The following is a 17,295-nucleotide window of genomic DNA, read 5'->3' on the forward strand; positions in this document are numbered from 1 at the left end:
CCACGGGCCCGCGAGCGACGGTTCACCAGCGGCCGAAACGGCCGGTCCTCTCGGCCTCCGCAGGCCGGCCAGGGGCTTTGACACACGGCCTAGCCGCATCGGCCGGGTCGGCCGGGCCGACGCAGCGCGGCTCGGACGAGTTGCTGCCATACCTCACCACCCGGGCCGAGATGGTGCTCACCGAAGCGTCGGACGCGCTGCTCGGCTGGACCGGCGACCACCTACCGGGCGCGGACCCGACCGCGCTCGCCTTCGCCGCCGACACGATCGTCCGCCTCGTGGTGAGCCACATCGTGCTCCCCGGCGCGCCGATCGAACAGACCGCAACGGCCCTCGCCAACCTGGCCGTACACCTCTTCACCACCGCCCGCCCGTCCCACTGACCCGCTCGCCCCGCGCCCCGCGCCCCGGATCCCCACAACATCACCGATGTTGCTGCCTCAGCCACGCCGGAGGCAGCAACATCGGGGTTGTTGCGCGGATCTTGCTCGGCCCAGCGTGTGTGGATCCGCCCCATGATCCCCGCCCGGCCGGTCCAGATCTGCGTGAGGGAGTGACCCGCACGGCCCAGCACTCGAACCGGCGCAGCCCAGCGCACAAGGCCCAGCGCGGCCAGCGCGGCCAGCGCGCAAGGCCCAGCGCGGACTCGGCCCGGCCCGGCGTAGACGGGTCAGCGCACCACTCGGCCGCGCAGGATCGTGCGAGACGGGGCACGGACGACCCGTAGGTCGCGGCGGGGGTCCTCGGGGTAGACCGTCAGGTCGGCGAGGCCGCCTACGACCAGCCCCGGAAAGCCGAGCCACTCCCGGGCGCCCCAGGAGGCGGCGGCGAGGACGTCCTCGGCCGGCATGCCGGCCCGCTCGTGCAGCAGCAGCATTTCTTCGGCGGCCAGCCCGTGGTCGATGCCACCGCCGGCGTCGGTGCCCACGTAGATCGGCACGCCCGCCTCGTGGGCGGCCCGCACCACCTCGGGGAAGCGGTCGCGCAGCGCGAGCATGTGTTCGGCGTACCCGGGGAACTTGGTTTGCGCCTGCTCGGCGATTCCGCCGAAGGTCGCGATGTTGATCATCGTTGGGACCAGGGCGGTCCCCTGCCGGGCCATCTCGTCGATCAGGTCGAGGCTCAGGCCGGTGCCGTGCTCGACCGAGTCCACACCGGCGCGCACCATGATCTCGACGGCGGACTCGGAGAAGGTGTGCACCGCGGCGCGTACCCCGGCGTCGTGCGCGGCCCGCACGGCGGCGGTCAGGGTGTCGGCGTCCCAGGCCGGCGCGAGGTCGCCCACGCCCCGGTCGATCCAGTCGCCGACCAGCTTGACCCAGCCGTTGCCGGCCTTCGCCTGGGCGGCCACCGTCGCGGCGACCTCGGTGGCGTCGACCTCGACGCCGATGTCGCGCAGGTAGCGCTTCGGGGGCGCGACGTGCCGGCCCGCACGGGCCAGTCGCGGCAGGTCCGGTTCGTCGTCCAACTCGGGGTACGGGTACGGCGAGCCGGCGTCCCGGATCGCCAGCACCCCGGCGTCCCGGTCGACGTGGGCCAGCTCGCGGGCCTGATCGACCGAGGTGATCGGGGCGCCACCCCGGGCGATGCCGATGTGGCAGTGCGCGTCGACCAGCCCCGGCAGCACGAACCCGCCGTCCACGACGGTCTCCGCGCCGGGCACCGGGGTGAAGGTCACCCGGTCGCCGACCAGCCAGAGGTCCCGGACCTCGTCGTCGGGGAGCAGTACGCCGCGCACATGAAGGGCCATGCGCACAGTCCTACCCGATCACTCCCCGTCGGGGGCGAGCAGGTCGTTCGTCCGGCTGGTCAGCGCCGGCAGGTCGACGGAGACCTTCCACGGCCGCTCGGTGACGAACAGATCCTCGGTGTGCGCGACCTGCTCGTACTCCCGGTTCGCGCCGAGCGCGTACTCGGTCAGCGTGACGCGCTCCTGCGACGGGTCCACCACCCAGTAGGACCGGATTCCGGCGTGCGCGTAGACCTTCGCCTTGTCGTACATGTCGCGGAAGCTCGAGGTCGGGGAGACGACCTCCACGGCGAGCAGGGCATCCTCGACCGGGACCGGCGACCGGCCGGCGTGCTTGCGGCGGATGACCACCACGTCGGGGCGCGGCTCGTTGCGCCGGTCGACCCGCATCGACAGGTCGATGCTGACCAGGTATTCCGGTGGGCAGTTGACTTCGACGGCCAGCAGCAGTCGAACGCAGAGATCTTGGTGCACGGCAGTCGGCGACGGCACGATCAACCTTCCGTTGATCAGTTCGTACGGAAGGTCCTTTGGCAGGTCACCGAGGTCGTCGACCGTCCACTCGTGCCGTTCGGGCAGGATCGGGGCCGCGGTCATGACATCTCCTCCCAGGGGGCGACATCACCCTAAGCGCCGAATCAGTCGCCCGCCGTCACCGACACGCGTCAGCGCGGGCCCTTGTCGCCGCCCTTGCCGAGCTTGTTGAAGTCGATCTTCGGGAGCTTGAAGCCGGGCGGAAGCCCCTGGCCACCGGCGAGGTCGTTCGGGTTCATCCCCGGCGGGAGCTGCGGCATGCCACCGGGGAAGCCGCCCGGCATCCCGGCGCCGGTACGCGGCCGACCGCCACCCTTGGTGCCCTTGCGCTTGTTCTTCGGCGACTTGGTGGCCTTGCGCCGACCGCCGCCGGGCAGACCCATCATGCCGCCCATCTGCTTCATCATCTTCTGCGCGTCGGCGAAGCGGTTGAGCAGCTGGTTGACGTCCATCACGGTGACACCGGAACCGTTGGCGATACGCGCCCGGCGGGAGCCGTTGATGATCTTCGGGTTGTTGCGCTCGCCCGGGGTCATCGACCGGATGATCGCGGTGACCCGGTCGAAGTGGCTGTCGTCCAGGTCGGCGAGCTGGTCCTTCATCTGCCCCATGCCCGGCATCATGGCCAGCACGTTGGCGATCGGACCCATCCGCCGTACCGCGATGAGCTGATCGAGGAAGTCGTCAAGCGTGAACTGCTCCCCGCCCATCAGCTTGGCGGTCATCTTCTCCTTCTGATCGGAGTCGAAGGCCTGTTCGGCCTGCTCGATCAGAGTGAGGACGTCGCCCATGCCGAGGATCCGGCTGGCCATCCGGTCGGGGTGGAAGACGTCGAAGTCCTCCAACTTCTCACCGGTGGAGGCGAACAGGATCGGCTGCCCGGTGACCTCGCGGACCGACAGCGCGGCACCACCACGGGCGTCGCCGTCGAGCTTGGAGAGCACCACGCCGGTGATGCCGACGCCGTCGCGGAACGCCTCGGCGGTGCGGACGGCGTCCTGACCGACCATGGCGTCGATGACGAAGATGACCTCGTCCGGCGACACGGCGTCCCGGATGTCGGCGGCCTGCTGCATCATCTCGGCGTCGATGCCCAGGCGGCCGGCGGTGTCGACGATGACGATGTCGCGGGCGGCACGCTTGGCGTGCTCGATCGAGGCGCGCGCCACCTGGACCGGGTCCCCGGTGCCGTTGCCGGGCTCCGGGGCGTACACCTCGACCCCGGCCCGACCACCGAGCACCTGGAGCTGCCCGACGGCGTTGGGACGCTGGAGGTCTGCGGCGACCAGCAGCGGTTGGTGCCCCTGGCCCTTGAGCCAGCGGGCCAGCTTGCCGGCGAGGGTCGTCTTACCAGAGCCCTGGAGGCCGGCCAGCATGATCACCGTCGGCGGCTGCTTGGCGAACTGGAGCCGCCGCCCCTCGCCGCCGAGCACCTTGATCAGCTCTTCGTTGACGATCTTGATGATCTGCTGGGCCGGGTTGAGCGCCTGGGAGACCTCGGCGCTGCGGGCGCGCTCCTTGACGGCCGCGATGAAGCCCTTGACCACCGGCAGCGCGACGTCCGCCTCCAGCAGCGCGAGGCGGATCTCGCGCGCGGTGGCGTCGATGTCGGCGTCGGTGAGCCGTCCCTTGCCGCGGAGCTTGGTGAAGATCCCGGACAGGCGGTCACTCAAGGTGTCAAACACGCGAACATCCCGTTTGTCAGTGTTCCGGCGGGCACAACACGGCCGGCACTGCGGAGTCCGGCCACCGCTAGGGTAGCCGCCCGGCCGCAAGGCCGCTGGCGGCCCGGCCTCACCCCGAAACCAGGCCCGACTGGTACGCGAAGACGACGAGCTGGGCCCGGTCCCGGGCTCCCAGCTTGCCCATCGCCCGGCTGACGTGCGTCCGAGCGGTCGCCGGGCTGACCACCAACCGGGCGGCGATCTCCTCGTTGTTGAGGCCCTCCCCGACCAGGCCCACCACCTGGCGCTCCCGGTCGGTGAGGGCGTCCAGCCGCGGGTGCGGACGGGGCGCCCGCGACGGACGGGTGGCGAACTCACGCACCACCCGGCGCGTCACCGACGGCGACAGCAGCGCCTCCCCCTCGGCGACCAGCCGGATCGCGCGCAACAGCTCCGGCGGCCGGGTGTCCTTGGTGAGGAAACCGCTCGCGCCGTGACGCAGCGCGTCGAAGACGTACTCGTCCAGCTCGAAGGTCGTGAGCACCACCACCCGGGTGCCGGTCAGGTCGGGATCGGCGACGATCCGGCGGGTCGCCTCGATCCCGTCGATGCCCGGCATCCGGATGTCCATCAGCACGACGTCCGGCCGTTCCTGCCGGGCCAGTTCCACCGCCCGCAGCCCGTCGGCGGCCTCGCCGGCGAGCGCCAGGTCGTCCTCGCTCTCCACCAGCGCGCGCAGCCCGAGGCGGACCAGGTCCTGGTCGTCGGCGATCAGCACCCGGATCACGTGGAGGGCCCCAGCGGCAGCCGGGCCCAGACGCGGAAGCCGCCGCCCGGACGCGGTCCGATCGTCAGCCGCCCGCCCAGCGCTGCCACCCGCTCCCGCATGCCGGCCAGCCCGTGCCCCCCGGCCTGGCCGGCGGCCACGTCGAGCTCTCCGGCCGCGTCGAACCGGCCGGCGGCCCCGACACCCCGGTCCGTGACCTCGACGGTCAGCTCGTTTTCCCGGTAGCCCACGGTCACCTCCGCGCTCGCCACCCCGGCGTGCCGCAGCACGTTGGTCAACGCCTCCTGCACCACCCGGTACGCGGCCAGGTCCACCGCCGCCGGCAACTCCCGTGGGTCACCGTCCTGGCGCAGGTCGACCGCGAGACCGGCACCCGCCAGGCGGTCACAGAGGGCGGGGAGCCGGGCCAGACCGGGCACCGGTTCACGCTCCGCGCCCCGCCGTACCGCGCCCAGCGTGACCCGGAGTTCATCCAGCGCCTCCCGGCTGGTGCGGCTGATCGCGGTCAGAGCCACCTCCGCCTGTTCGGGCCGTTTCGGCAGCAGGTGCAGGGCGATCTCCGCCTGCATGCTGATCGCGGCCAGCCCGTGCCCCACCACGTCGTGTACCTCCTGAGCGATGCGCAGCCGCTCCTCGTCGGCCTGCCGCCGGGCCTGCTCGGCACGCTCCCGGGCCTGCTCGGCGCGGCTACGCGCGGCCGTCTCGCGGTTGACGCGTACCACCACACCTACGGCGAACGGTACGACCACCCAGGCCGACGCCGGCAGCACTCCGAACCAACCCGGCGCCGGCCCACGGCTGACGAAGACGTGCGCCACCAACAGGACGAACGCACCGCTGGCGGCGAGCGCCGCCGGACGCACCGGCAGTCGCACCGCCACGGTGTACACCGCGAACAGGAACGCGAGCAGAATCGGTCCGTACGGGTAGCCGAGCACCAGGTACGTCGAGGTGGCCACGGTGACCACTGCGAGGGTCGCCACCGGGGCTCGCCGCCGAAGCAGTAGGGCGAGGGCGGCGAGCGCGATCAGTGCAAGACAGATGGCATCCACCGGCGTGGACCCCGGCTGGTTGTCCCCGGCCAGGCCGGTCGCGAGCACCCCGAACACGAGCAGCGCCAGGGCGAGGACGGTGTCACCCGCCACCCCCTGCCACCTGGTCCATCGCATGGCCGTCATTCTGCCCTCGGCGACGCCACCAGGCGTGCGTCCACGAGCGGCACCTCAGCTACGCCCCCGGACGTACCCACCGCTCCCGACTGGGCGCGGCCGACGCCGACGCCGACGCGTCGCGGCATATCACCTCTGAGAGCGACATGGCCCTGACGCACCCTGACCTGACGCCGGGCTCGACGCATCCCCGACCTGAGGCACCCGAACCCGGCACGCGGCCCTGGCGCGATCGGGTCGGGCGCGGTCAGACGGCAGCGAGGACGGCGGCCTCCAGGCGGGCCCGGGTGGCGTCGTCGGGCCAGCCGCCCACGAGGTAGAAGGCGTCCACGACGTCCGCGCCGAGGGTGGAGATCCGTGCGGCCCGGACCAGGGCTCCCGCCTCGTCCAGCGCGCCGGCCACCCGGTAGAGCAATCCTGCGGCGTCGGCCGCGCGCAGTTCGAGCAGGACGGCGTCGGTGGCGGCCTCGCGGTGCCAGACGACCCGTGGAGCGGCGCCGCTGCCCCGGGCAGCCAACGCACGGCCGCGTAGCCGTTGGGTGACGGACACGTCGCCGGCGACCGCGCGGCGCAGGTCGGCGCGCAGCGGGACCGGGTCGGCCGGGAGTCCGTAGCGGGGTTGTACCCGGCACTCGACGAGCGCTCGACCGTCGACCACGGAAGCGTCCGCGGAGAGCACCTCCAGCCGGTGCAGGGCGAGGCAGCCGGCCACCGTGGCGAGCAGTCCCCGTCGGTCGGCGGCTGCCACCGCCACCCGGTCTCCGGTCAGGTGGACGACCGGCAGCGGCCCGGCCAGCAGCGCCGGGTCCGGGGCCGGGGGTTCGGGCAGTACGCCGGTGTCCAGGGCGGTACGGACGCGGGCGACGAGTTCGGCGACCAGTCGACCCTTCCAGTCCGACCAGGCGGCCGGGCCGGTCGCGGCGGCGTCGGCGCGTACGAGGGCGTGCAACAGGTCGAGCGTGCCGGAGTCGCCCACCGCCTCGGCGACCGACGCGATGGTCACCGGGTCGGCGAGGTCCCGACGGGTGGCCACGTCGGGCAGGAGCAGGTGCAGCCGGACCAGCGTGCCGATCAGCGCCACCTCCGGGGCGGGCAGCCCGACCCGGGTCGCCACCGTCTCGGCGAGCGGCACGCCGACGGCGCTGTGGTCACCGGGCAGACCCTTGCCGATGTCGTGCAGCAGGGCGCCGAGCAGCAGCAGGTCGGGGCGGTCCACCTCGCGGGCGTGCCGGCTGGCCTCGTGGGCAGCCTGCACGAGGTGCCGATCGAGGGTGTAGCGGTGCACCGGGTTGTGCTGCGGCAGGCTACGCACCCGGGTCCACTCGGGCAGCCAGCCGTCCACCAGCCCGTACCTGTCGCAGGTCTCCCACGCCGGCACCAGGCCGGGACCGGCGCCCAGCAGCGTGGTCAACGCGGCCCGGGCCTCGGCCGGCCAGGGCGCGGGCAGCGGCGGGCAGTACGCCGCCAGCCACTCGCAGGTGGCGCGCGCGATCGGCAGCCGGGTCGTGGCTGCCGCGGCGGCCACCCGCAGGGACAGGCTCGGGTCGGGACGCGCGCCGATCGCCGTCCGGGCCAGCACCAACTCCCCGTCGTGCTCGACCACGTCCCGGGCCACGGGCCTGCGCACCGGACTGCCGTTTCCGCCCCGGGAGCGCCCGGAGCGCAGCCGGTCGGCGGCGCGGAAGGCGTCATCGAGGGCGTGGCTGACCGTGCGCGCGTCCCCGGCCACCCGGCGCAGGAGGGCGTCGCCGTCCTCTAGCCCGAGCAGCTCGGCGACGCCGTCGCGTTCCTGGGCCACCAATCGGTCGACCCGGCGGCCGACCTGCTGGTGCAGAGCGTCGCGCGTGTCCAACAGCCGCAGGTGGGCGGCGCGGACGGCGGGACGCAGCGCGTCGGTGATGCCGGCGGCGGAGATCGCGCGCAGCAACCCCACGTCGCGCAGCCCGCCAGCGGCCTCCTTGAGGTCACCCTCCAGGAGGAAGGCCAGCTCGCCGTGGGCCTGCCAGCGGGCCGCGGTGACCTCCCGCAGACGCGGAAGCTGGCGTACGGCGGTACGTCGCCAATGATCGGCCGCGGTGCGGGTCAGTGCGTCGGCCAGTGCCTGGTCGCCGACCACCAGGCGGGCGTCGAGCAGCCCGAGGGCGACCTTGACGTCGTCCTGGGCCACCGAGAGTGCCTCGGAGACGGTACGCACCGAGTGGTCCAGGCGCAGGCCGGCGTCCCAGATCGGGTACCAGACCGAGGCGGCCAACTCGTCCGTGCCCGGCACCCCGGCGTGCAGCAGCACCAGGTCGAGGTCGCCGTACGGAGCGCACTGCCGCCGTCCCAGGCCCCCGACGGCCATCAGCGCGACACCGTCACGCGCGGGCAACAAACCGCGCAGGAACTCGTCGTACGCGGCCGCCCGCCCCACTCGGGCGGCCTCCCCGATCCCCCCGGGTACGCCGACGACCTCGTTGATCAAGAGGTTCGCGTCACCGTTCTCGGCGTTTCCTGACGCGTTCTTCTTGATCAACGAGGTCATGTCGTCGTGATCCGGATCAGAGGGCGTCGAGGCCGCGCTCGCCGGTACGCACCCGGACGACCTCTTCGACACCGGTGACCCAGACCTTGCCGTCACCGATCTTGCCCGTACGGGCGGCGCCGACGATGGCGTCCACGATCTTTTCCACGTCGATCTCGTCGGTGAGCACCTCGACCCGGATCTTGGGCAGGAACTCGACCGTGTACTCGGCACCCCGGTAGACCTCGGTGTGCCCCTTCTGCCGTCCGTACCCCTGGACCTCGCTGACGGTCAGCCCGGCCACGCCCAGGGCGTGCAGAGCTTCCTTCACCGCGTCCAGTTGGTACGGCTTGATGACCGCGGTCACCAGCTTCATGTCCAACCCCTCCATCTAAGGAACGTTAACCGGCGACCTTGGCGCTGACCGGCTCGGTGGACCCGGTCCCGGGAGCGGCACTCGGCGCGCCACCGGTCGAACCGATGCCGGCCATCGCGAACGCGCCGCCCGTACCACCGCCGGCCGGAGACAGGTCGTAGCTGCTCTCGGCGTGCTCGGCGATGTCGATGCCCTGCACCTCGGCATCGGTCTTGACGCGGAAGCCCACCGTCTTCTCGATGACGAAAGCGAGCACCAGGGCCACGACGAACGACCAGGCGGTGACGATCAGGCCAGCCAGGGCCTGCCGACCGAGCTGGGTCACGCCGCCACCGTAGAACAGGCCGTCGGAGGCTCCGACCACGTCGCTGATCGCGGCGTTGACCGAGTTGGTGGCGAACAGGCCGAGCCAGAGCGAGCCGATCCAGCCGCCGACGAAGTGCACGCCGACGACGTCGAGGGAGTCGTCGTAGCCCAACTTGTACTTGAGGCTGACGGCGAGCGCGCACACGATGCCGGCGACGATGCCGAGCAGTACGGACGCCCACGGGGTGATGAAGCCACAGGCCGGGGTGATGGCGACCAGGCCGGCGATGGCGCCGGACGAGGCGCCGACCATGGTCGGCTTGCGGTCCTTGATCCACTCGACCGCGATCCAGCCGAGCACCGCGGCCGCGGTGGCGAGCTGGGTGTTGATGAAGGCGAGGCCGGCGACCCCGTCGACGGTCAGCTCCGAACCGGCGTTGAAGCCGAACCACCCGAACCACAGCAGACCGGCGCCGAGCGCGACGAGCGGGATGTTGTGCGGCTTCATGCCCTCGCGGGGCCAGCCGAGACGCTTACCGAGCACCAGCGCCACGGCAAGGGCCGCCGCACCGGCGTTGATGTGCACCGCGGTGCCACCGGCGAAGTCCAACGCGTGGATGTCGGCGCCGATGATGCCACCGCCCCACACCCAGTGTGCGACCGGGAAGTAGACCAGGGTGGCCCACCCGAACGCGAACAGCAGCCAGCCGGCGATCTTGGCCCGGTCGGCGATGGCGCCGCTGATCAGCGCGACGGTGATCACCGCGAAGACCATCTGGAACGCCATGAACACGTAGAGCGGAATACCGATACCGCTGGGGTTCTCCGCCGTGGCGCCCCACAGGTCGGTCTCGGCGAGGAACGTCTTGGTACCGAGGTACGCGCCCGGGTCGCCCCAGAAGCCGTTCACGTCGGTCCCGAAGGCGACGCTGAAACCGTAGAACCACCACAGAACAGAGATGAGCCCGATCGCCGTGAAGCTCATCATCATCATGTTGAGTACGCCCTTGGCCCGGTTGAGGCCGCCGTAGAACAGCGCCAGTCCAGGGGTCATGAGCAGTACGAGCGCGGTCGAAACCAGCAGCCACGTGGTATTGGCGCCGTCGATCGTCGGTGCTTCAGGCACGCTGGCCTCCTAAAGGTGAAGTCTTTCTTCGCGGCTTTCCGGGGCAGCGTCGCCCGTAGGCCGGTTGCGCGGAAGTTTTGTTGCCGGCTGTTTCACCGAGGGTCCCGTGCGCGTTTCCAATTCGTGACGGGTCGTTTCGTACGTGTCAAGAATTCCGCACAGTCAGCAGCATGGACGACTGTGGGTCAACCGGACGGCGGACGTCGATAACTGACCGGCCAGCAGCATCGACCGGTGCGCGTGAGGAGTCCGGCCGAGCATCGACCGATCGGCGCTCAGCGGAGGGCGTTCTCCAGAGCGTGCCGCTCGTAGTCGAGCAGTCGCAGGTCGCGCATCGGTCGCCGCAGGTGACCCTTGTGCACGATCCGGACGAACGCCGGCTCGCCGGCGGCGGCCATCCGACGGATCCCCTCGACGTGGTCGACGATCCGCTTGCGGATGGTCCGGATCAACCGGTGCCGGTCCCGGGGGATCAGCCCGTACGCGTCGGCGAAGAGCCGCAGTCGGCGCGGCCGGTCCGGGTGCTTCCAGCCCAGCGTGATCGAGTCCCGGTCGGCGAAGATCGGCACCCACGTCCACGCCGCGTACGCCACGTCGTAGATCCGGGCGCCGGGCGAGGCGAGGTCGAAGTCGATCAGACCGAGGGTGCCGTCCGGCCGCCAGATCACGTTGTGCGGGGCGGCGTCGTGGTGACAGATCACCTCGGTGTCCGGTGGCGGGGGTCCGAACGAGCGCCAGACGGCCCCGGCCGGCGGGGCGAAGCCGTACTGCGCGTCGTGGAACATCCGCAGCATGGTGGCGACGGTGACCAGCGCCTCGTCGGTCACCCAGTGCGGGGCGAGCGGGTACTCCCCGCACTCCCCCTCCAGGTACGACAGCACCTCACGGTTGCGCTCGTCCATGCCCAGCGCCCGGGGAGCGCCGGTGAAGCCGACGTACTCCAGGTGCCGCAGCAGGGCGTGCACGGACGGGGTCCACGGCCCGGCGTTACGACGGACCGTGTCGCCGACCCGGACCACGGTGCTCACGTTGCCGCCGTGCAGCGGGATCTCCTGCGAGGTCACGTACGGTCTCCCGAGGCGCTGCGAGGCGTGGCCGGGGTCGCGCCAGCCCGCGTACGCGCGATCGTCAGTGGTCACCCGAGACTACGCGTCCCGTCCGGCGGGTTCGGTCCCCAGCAGCGCGTCGACGAACTGCGCCGGGTCGAACGGGGCGAGGTCGTCCTTGCCCTCGCCGAGGCCGACGAGCTTCACCGGGATGCCGAGCTTGCGCTGTACGGCGATCACGATGCCGCCCTTGGCGGTGCCGTCGAGCTTGGTCAGCACCACGCCTGTCACGTTGACGACCTCGGTGAAGACCCGGGCCTGCTCCAGACCGTTCTGGCCGGTCGTGGCATCGAGGATGAGCAGCGTCTCGTCGATCGGCCCCTGCTTCTCCACGACGCGCTTGACCTTGCCCAGCTCGTCCATCAGGCCGATCTTGTTCTGGAGGCGGCCGGCGGTGTCGATGAGCACCGTGTCCACGCCGGTGTCGATGCCCCGCTTGACGGCGTCGAACGCGACGCTGGCCGGGTCGGCCGCCTCCGGGCCCCGGACGGTCTCCGCGCCGACCCGCTCGCCCCAGGTCTGCAACTGGTCGGCGGCGGCGGCCCGGAAGGTGTCGGCTGCGCCGAGCAGCACGCTCCGGCCGTCGGCGACCAGCACTCGGGCGATCTTGCCGCAGGTGGTGGTCTTGCCGGCGCCGTTGACGCCGACCACCAGCACCACCGCCGGAACGCCCTCCTTCGGCGCGGTCCGCAGCGCGCGGTCCATGGCGGGGTCGAGGGCGTTGACCAGCTCGGCCGCGAGCAGCGCGCGCAGTTCACCGGCAGAGCGGGTGCCCAGTACCCGGGTGCGCTCCCGCAGCCGGTCGACGATGTCGCGGGTCGCGTCGACCCCGACGTCGGCGGTGATCAGGCTGTCCTCGATCTCCTCCCAGGCGTCCTCGTCGAGGTGGTCGCGGGCGAGCAGGCCGAGCAGGCCCTTGCCGAAGACGTTCTGCGAGCGCGACAGGCGGGAGCGGAGCCGGACCAGCCGCCCGGCGGTCGGCTCGGGGACCTCGACCTGCGGTTCGAGCACCGGCGGCGGCTCGACCAGGACACCGGTGGACAGATCGGACTCCGGTGCCTCGACGGGCGGACCGGCGAGATCCTCCTCGGCACGGGTGTCGACCTCGGTGCGCGGGAGCGGAGGCTCGGGCCGCCGCCGCAGACGGGGCACGACCAGCCCGACTGTGCCCGCGATCAGCACACCGAGCAGGACCAGAGCGAGGACGAGATATTCGGCCATGCCGGAATCCTGTCAGATGCCGGCGACGGCGTCCCAGCCACCGCACCCGGCGGGTGTCCGGAAACCGGCGGTAGGCTCGCGTCATGCCCGCCGCACACCTCCTGATCGGCCCACTGCTGCGGCGAGTGGTCGACACCCGGGCGACGATCTGGGTGGAGACCGCAGCGCCCGCCGTGGTCACCGTCCGCACGGCCGACGGCGCCACCGGCACCGCGCCCACCTTCTCGGCGTACGACCACCACTACGCCCTCGTCGTCGTGGAGGGCCTCACCCCGGACAGCGCCACGACGTACGAGGTACTTGTCGACGGCGAGCTGGTCTGGCCCGTGGAGAGCAGCAGCTTCCCGCCCAGCGTGATCCGTACCCGGGCGGCTGACGACCTGGACCAGCCGGTCAACATGATCTTCGGTTCGTGCCGGGAGACCACCCAGCACGCCACCACGCGCAAGCTCCCGCCGGACGCCCTGGACGCGTACGCCCGGCGGTTGATGGCCGATCCCGAGTCGAACCCGCTGCCCGACCTGCTGGTGCTCCTCGGTGACCAGGTGTACGCCGACGTGACCTCACCGACCGTGCGGCGGCTGCTGCGTCGGCGGCGTCGTCGCCCCAAGGGCGCTCCCGCCGACCAGGTGGTCAGCTTCGACGAGTACACCAAGCTCTATCTGGAGTCGTGGCGCGATCCGGAGATCCGTTGGCTGCTCTCCACCGTGCCGAGCGTGATGATCTTCGACGATCACGAGATCATCGACGACTGGAACACCTCGGCGTCGTGGCGCGCCGAGATGCGCGAGCAGCCGTGGTGGGCCGAGCGGATCGGCAGCGGACTGGCCTCGTACTGGGTCTACCAGCACCTGGGCAACCTCGCGCCGGACGAGATCGCCGCCGACCCGGTGTTCGCCAAGGTGGTCGCCGCCGAGGACGCCACCGGCGTGCTGCGCGAGTTCGGGCACCGGGTCGACCAGGAGGCCGACCTGGCGCACGACACCGAACGCTGGCGGGCCGTGCAATACCAGTGGAGCTACGCGCTCGACCTGGGGCGTACCCGGCTGGTCATGCTCGACAACCGGTGCAGCCGGGTGCTCGAACCGGGCAGCCGGGCGATGCTGCCGCCGGGTGAGTGGTCGTGGTTCCTCGACCAGGCGCACGGCGTCTACGACCACCTGGTGGTCGGTGCCTCGCTGCCCTGGCTGCTGCCGCAGGGCATCCACCACATCGAGGCGTGGAACGAGAAGCTGGCCGACTCGCGCCGGCCGCGGGTCGCCCGGATGGCGGAGAAGCTGCGCCGCGCTCTCGACCTGGAGCACTGGGCGGCGTTCCGGCGGTCCTTCGAGGCGCTCGGTGAGACGTTTGCCCGGATCGGCACCGGCACGCCGAGGGAGTCCGGCGCACGGGTCGGGGCCGGCCCGGCGTACGCCCCACCGGCGTCGATCAGCGTGCTCTCCGGGGACGTGCACCACTCGTACGTGGCCCGCGCCCGGTTCGCCGACCCCGCGGTGGTCACGCCCGTACACCAGCTCACCTGCTCGCCGATCCACAACCAGGTACCGGCCGGCATCCGCCCGCTGATGAAGATGGGCTGGTCGTCGGGTCCGGCGGGCGCCACCCGGGCCCTGGCTCGCTCGGCGGGTGTCCGGCGGCCGGGGGTGCGCTGGCGCAAGCTGGCCGGGCCCTACTTCGGCAACGCCGTCGCCACCCTGTCCCATCGGGGCCGGCAGGCTGAGGTGACCATCGAGGGCACCACCAGCGACGGGCACCTACGCCCGGTGATGAGCCGCCGCCTCTCCGGCGACGAGTGACCGGGCCCCGCCGTACTCTCTAGGCCGTGAGCGAGCATCAGCCGGAGCCGATCCGGTCCGTCGAGCACGAGCTGACCGCGCTGCTGCGCCGGGGCCGGGCGGTCTCCTGGGAGATCGCCCGCGAGGTGCACCCGACCCTCGAACCGAACACCTACGGGCTGCTGCTCTGGCTGCGGCGCAGCGGTTCGATCCGGCTGACCGAGCTGGCGGCGCGCCTCGGCGTGGGCAAGGGCACGCTCAGCCGGCAGATCAACGGGCTGGAGGCGCTGGGCCTGGTGCACCGCGAGCCCGACCCGAGTGACCGGCGGGCGGCACAGATCAGCCTCACCGAGGAGGGGCAGCACCGGTTCGATGTCGCCCGGTCGGCCCGATTGGGCGAATTCCTCCGTGCGCTGGACGACTGGCCGTCCCAGGATGTCGAGGAGTTCGCCCGGCTCCTCGGCCGGTTCAACGATTCCTGGAGATGACCCGCGACGCGGGGAATGTTGTCGCCGCCTCCCCAGTTGTTGCTTGAGGCAACCAATACGTACGGGCTGGAGGCACCACACGATGAGCCAGGCGACAGCGTCCCGAGCGCCAGCCGTCGACATGACCCACCGGCAGATCCTGGAGGCCCTCTCCGGGCTGCTGCTGGGCATGTTCGTCGCGATCCTCTCCTCCACGGTCGTCTCGAACGCGCTGCCGCGCATCATCACCGAGCTGCACGGCGGTCAGTCCGCCTACACCTGGGTGGTTACCTCGGCACTGCTCGCGACCACCGCGACCACCCCCATCTGGGGCAAGCTGGCCGACCTGACCAGCAAGAAGACACTCGTCCAGCTCGCCCTGGGGATCTACGTCCTCGGCTCGGTGCTGGCCGGCCTGGCGCAGGGCACCAGCGAGCTGATCGCCTGCCGGGTGCTCCAGGGCGTCGGCGCCGGCGGTCTCACCGCCCTGGCGCAGGTGATCATGGCGACGATGATCGCGCCCCGCGAGCGGGGACGCTACAGCGGCTATCTCGGCGCCGTGATGGCCGTCGGCACCATCGGCGGGCCGCTGATCGGCGGCGTGATCGTGGACACCTCGTGGCTCGGCTGGCGCTGGTGCTTCTACGTCGGCGTGCCGTTCGCCATCGCCGCGCTGGTCGTGCTCCAGAAGACCCTGCACCTGCCCGTGGTCAGGCGCAAGGCGCAGATCGACTGGTGGGGTGCCACCCTGATCACCGCGGCGGTCTCGGTGCTGCTGATCTGGGTCTCCCTCGCCGGTGACCAGTTCGCCTGGACGTCCTGGCAGACCGTCGCCATGGTCCTCGGCGCACTGCTCCTGGGCGCGCTCGCCATCCGGGTGGAGACCCGGGCCGCCGAGCCGATGATCCCGCCACGGCTGTTCCGCAACCGGACGATCACCCTCGCCGTCGTCGCCAGCGTCGCGGTGGGCGTGGGCCTGTTCGGCGCGTCGATCTTCCTCGGCCAGTACTTCCAGATCAGCCGCGGCGAGTCGCCCACGATGTCCGGACTGATGACCCTGCCGATGATCCTCGGCCTGCTGGTCGCCTCGACCGTGGGCGGACGGATCATCACGAGGACCGGCCGCTGGAAGCGCTTCCTGGTGCTCGGTTCGGCGCTGCTCACCATCGGCTTCGCGCTCATGGGCACGCTGCGCGCGGACACCAGCTACACCCTGCTCAGCGTCTACATGCTGCTGATCGGCGTCGGCCTGGGCCTGACCATGCAGAACCTCGTGCTCGCCGTGCAGAACACCGTCGGCACTCACGAACTCGGCGCGGCCAGCTCGGTGGTGGCGTTCTTCCGCAGTCTCGGCGGCGCGATCGGCGTCTCCGCCCTCGGCGCGGTCCTCGCCCACAAGGTCAAGGACTACACCGCCGACGGACTGTCCCAGCTCGGCATCCCGGCCTCCAGCTCCGGCAGCGGTGGCACCCTGCCCGACGTGCACACCCTGCCCGGCCCGCTGCGGGCGGTGGTGGAGGCCGCGTACGGCCACGGTGCCGGTGACATCTTCCTCGCCGCCGCCCCGTTCGCGCTTATCGCGTTCGTCGCGGTGCTCTTCATCAAGGAGGTGCCGCTGCGGGAGCAGAACGGCACTCCGGTTTCCGGCGGGGGCGAGCGGGAATCGAACCCTGTCGAGGGCGTCGGCGTCATCCCCGCCGGCGGGCAGAGGTGAGGTAGAGCCATGAGTGTGGGAGCACCGGATCGCGAGGAGTACGGGCCACAGGTCAGCTCGCTGCCCTTCGAGCGCGGCACCGACGGCCCTCGGGTGATCATGGTCGGCGTCGACGGCACACGTACCTCCGGGCGGGCCGGCGCCTACGCCGCCGGGCTGGCCCGACGGCAGGGCGCCGCCCTGGTGGTGGTCTTCGTCAGCTCGACGAGCGGTCTCACCGCCCTGGTGCCCGGCATGGACGCCGGCGCGATCCAGCGCACCCACGACGAGTTGGCCGACGAGCTGCGCCGGGAGTGCCGGCGCGGGGCCGAGCAGTTGGGCATCCCGGTGACGCTGCTGTGCCGGCGCGGTGACGCGTACGCCGAGCTGTCCGCGGCCGCCGACGAGTTCCGGGCCGACATGGTCGTGGTGGGTGCGTCCGAGCAGGCCGGTCACCGGCTGGTCGGCTCGGTCGCCACCCGGCTCGTCCGCAAGGGGCACTGGCCCGTCGTCGTGGTGCCCTGAATAACCCGTCGCGACGTTGCTGCTCAAGTGCGCCGGCCTCACCGAGGAACAGTTGCGCACGCCCAGCGTGGAGCCTTCCGGGCTGACCCTGCTCGGCCTGGTCCGGCACCTCGCCGAGGTGGAGGCCTGGTGGTTCCGGGAGAGCTGCGCCGGCGAGCGGGTCGACTACCCGTACTTCACGCCCGAGACCCCGGACGCCGACCACGACGTTCACATGATCGAGGAGTACGCCCGGCACAACGGCCACGCCGACCTGATCCGGGAACGCATCGACGGCGTCACCGGCGAGTGAG

15 protein-coding genes and 1 pseudogene are annotated in these 17,295 nt (G+C 71.8%); 6 read left to right on the top strand and 10 right to left on the bottom strand.

The features are described from left to right. Positions 1-77 precede the first annotated feature (77 nt). On the top strand, positions 78-383 hold the full coding sequence (locus ACGFH9_RS15915; protein WP_393219430.1) for a hypothetical protein: 306 nt from the start codon (positions 78-80) through the stop codon (positions 381-383). A 287-nt stretch (positions 384-670) separates the two neighbouring features. Here the strand turns inward: ACGFH9_RS15915 and ACGFH9_RS15920 are convergent, their stop codons facing one another. The 10 genes from ACGFH9_RS15920 to ftsY form a co-directional block, all read right to left on the bottom strand. Further along, positions 671-1,750 carry an amidohydrolase family protein gene (locus ACGFH9_RS15920; RefSeq protein WP_393219432.1) on the bottom strand — a complete coding sequence of 360 codons (1,080 nt, stop codon included), beginning with the start codon at positions 1,748-1,750 and terminating at the stop codon, positions 671-673. 18 nt (positions 1,751-1,768) lie between these two features. Beyond that, the gene (locus ACGFH9_RS15925) at positions 1,769-2,347 is read right to left on the bottom strand and encodes a Uma2 family endonuclease (protein WP_393219435.1); all 579 of its coding nucleotides are present in this window, start codon (positions 2,345-2,347) and stop codon (positions 1,769-1,771) included. A 68-nt stretch (positions 2,348-2,415) separates the two neighbouring features. Beyond that, positions 2,416-3,969, bottom strand: coding sequence for a signal recognition particle protein (gene ffh, locus ACGFH9_RS15930; RefSeq protein ID WP_393219437.1), 1,554 nt, complete (start codon positions 3,967-3,969; stop codon positions 2,416-2,418). A 109-nt stretch (positions 3,970-4,078) separates the two neighbouring features. Then, entirely contained in the window at positions 4,079-4,735 is a 657-nt protein-coding gene (locus tag ACGFH9_RS15935) for a response regulator (RefSeq protein WP_393219440.1), read from the bottom strand. Then, positions 4,732-5,904, bottom strand: a complete 1,173-nt coding sequence (locus ACGFH9_RS15940; RefSeq protein ID WP_393219442.1) for a sensor histidine kinase — start codon at positions 5,902-5,904, stop codon at positions 4,732-4,734. Before ACGFH9_RS15940 ends, ACGFH9_RS15935 begins: the two co-directional genes overlap by 4 nt. A 247-nt stretch (positions 5,905-6,151) precedes the next feature. Then, on the bottom strand, positions 6,152-8,428 hold the full coding sequence (locus ACGFH9_RS15945) for a [protein-PII] uridylyltransferase (protein ID WP_393219445.1): 2,277 nt from the start codon (positions 8,426-8,428) through the stop codon (positions 6,152-6,154). A gap of 16 nt (positions 8,429-8,444) precedes the next feature. Beyond that, positions 8,445-8,783 (bottom strand): P-II family nitrogen regulator, encoded by a 339-nt coding sequence (locus ACGFH9_RS15950; RefSeq protein ID WP_007456507.1) that lies wholly within the window; start codon positions 8,781-8,783, stop codon positions 8,445-8,447. Positions 8,784-8,808: 25 nt separating this feature from the next. Next, positions 8,809-10,215, bottom strand: a complete 1,407-nt coding sequence (locus ACGFH9_RS15955; protein WP_393219448.1) for an ammonium transporter — start codon at positions 10,213-10,215, stop codon at positions 8,809-8,811. 275 nt (positions 10,216-10,490) lie between these two features. Next, the gene (locus tag ACGFH9_RS15960; protein ID WP_393219451.1) at positions 10,491-11,354 is read right to left on the bottom strand and encodes a phosphotransferase; all 864 of its coding nucleotides are present in this window, start codon (positions 11,352-11,354) and stop codon (positions 10,491-10,493) included. 6 nt (positions 11,355-11,360) lie between these two features. Beyond that, positions 11,361-12,542, bottom strand: coding sequence for a signal recognition particle-docking protein FtsY (ftsY, locus tag ACGFH9_RS15965; protein WP_355233020.1), 1,182 nt, complete (start codon positions 12,540-12,542; stop codon positions 11,361-11,363). 83 nt (positions 12,543-12,625) lie between these two features. On the opposite strand from ftsY, the gene ACGFH9_RS15970 reads away from it, so the two are divergent. The 5 genes and pseudogenes from ACGFH9_RS15970 to ACGFH9_RS15990 all read left to right on the top strand — a co-directional run. Next, positions 12,626-14,338 carry an alkaline phosphatase D family protein gene (locus ACGFH9_RS15970; protein WP_393219454.1) on the top strand — a complete coding sequence of 571 codons (1,713 nt, stop codon included), beginning with the start codon at positions 12,626-12,628 and terminating at the stop codon, positions 14,336-14,338. Between the two features lie 26 nt (positions 14,339-14,364). After that, complete coding sequence (locus tag ACGFH9_RS15975; RefSeq protein ID WP_393219457.1) at positions 14,365-14,805, top strand: MarR family winged helix-turn-helix transcriptional regulator; 441 nt, start codon at positions 14,365-14,367, stop codon at positions 14,803-14,805. An 82-nt stretch (positions 14,806-14,887) separates the two neighbouring features. Further along, positions 14,888-16,498, top strand: coding sequence for an MDR family MFS transporter (locus ACGFH9_RS15980; protein WP_393219460.1), 1,611 nt, complete (start codon positions 14,888-14,890; stop codon positions 16,496-16,498). A 9-nt stretch (positions 16,499-16,507) separates the two neighbouring features. Continuing rightward, on the top strand, positions 16,508-17,002 hold the full coding sequence (locus ACGFH9_RS15985; protein ID WP_355233016.1) for a universal stress protein: 495 nt from the start codon (positions 16,508-16,510) through the stop codon (positions 17,000-17,002). A 13-nt stretch (positions 17,003-17,015) separates the two neighbouring features. Next, a pseudogene (locus tag ACGFH9_RS15990) lies at positions 17,016-17,294 on the top strand (DUF664 domain-containing protein); the annotation flags it as partial. Between the last annotated feature and the right edge of the window lies 1 nt (position 17,295).

Origin of the sequence: Micromonospora sp. NPDC049102, assembly GCF_043197485.1 — a bacterium.
Lineage (GTDB): Bacteria > Actinomycetota > Actinomycetes > Mycobacteriales > Micromonosporaceae > Micromonospora.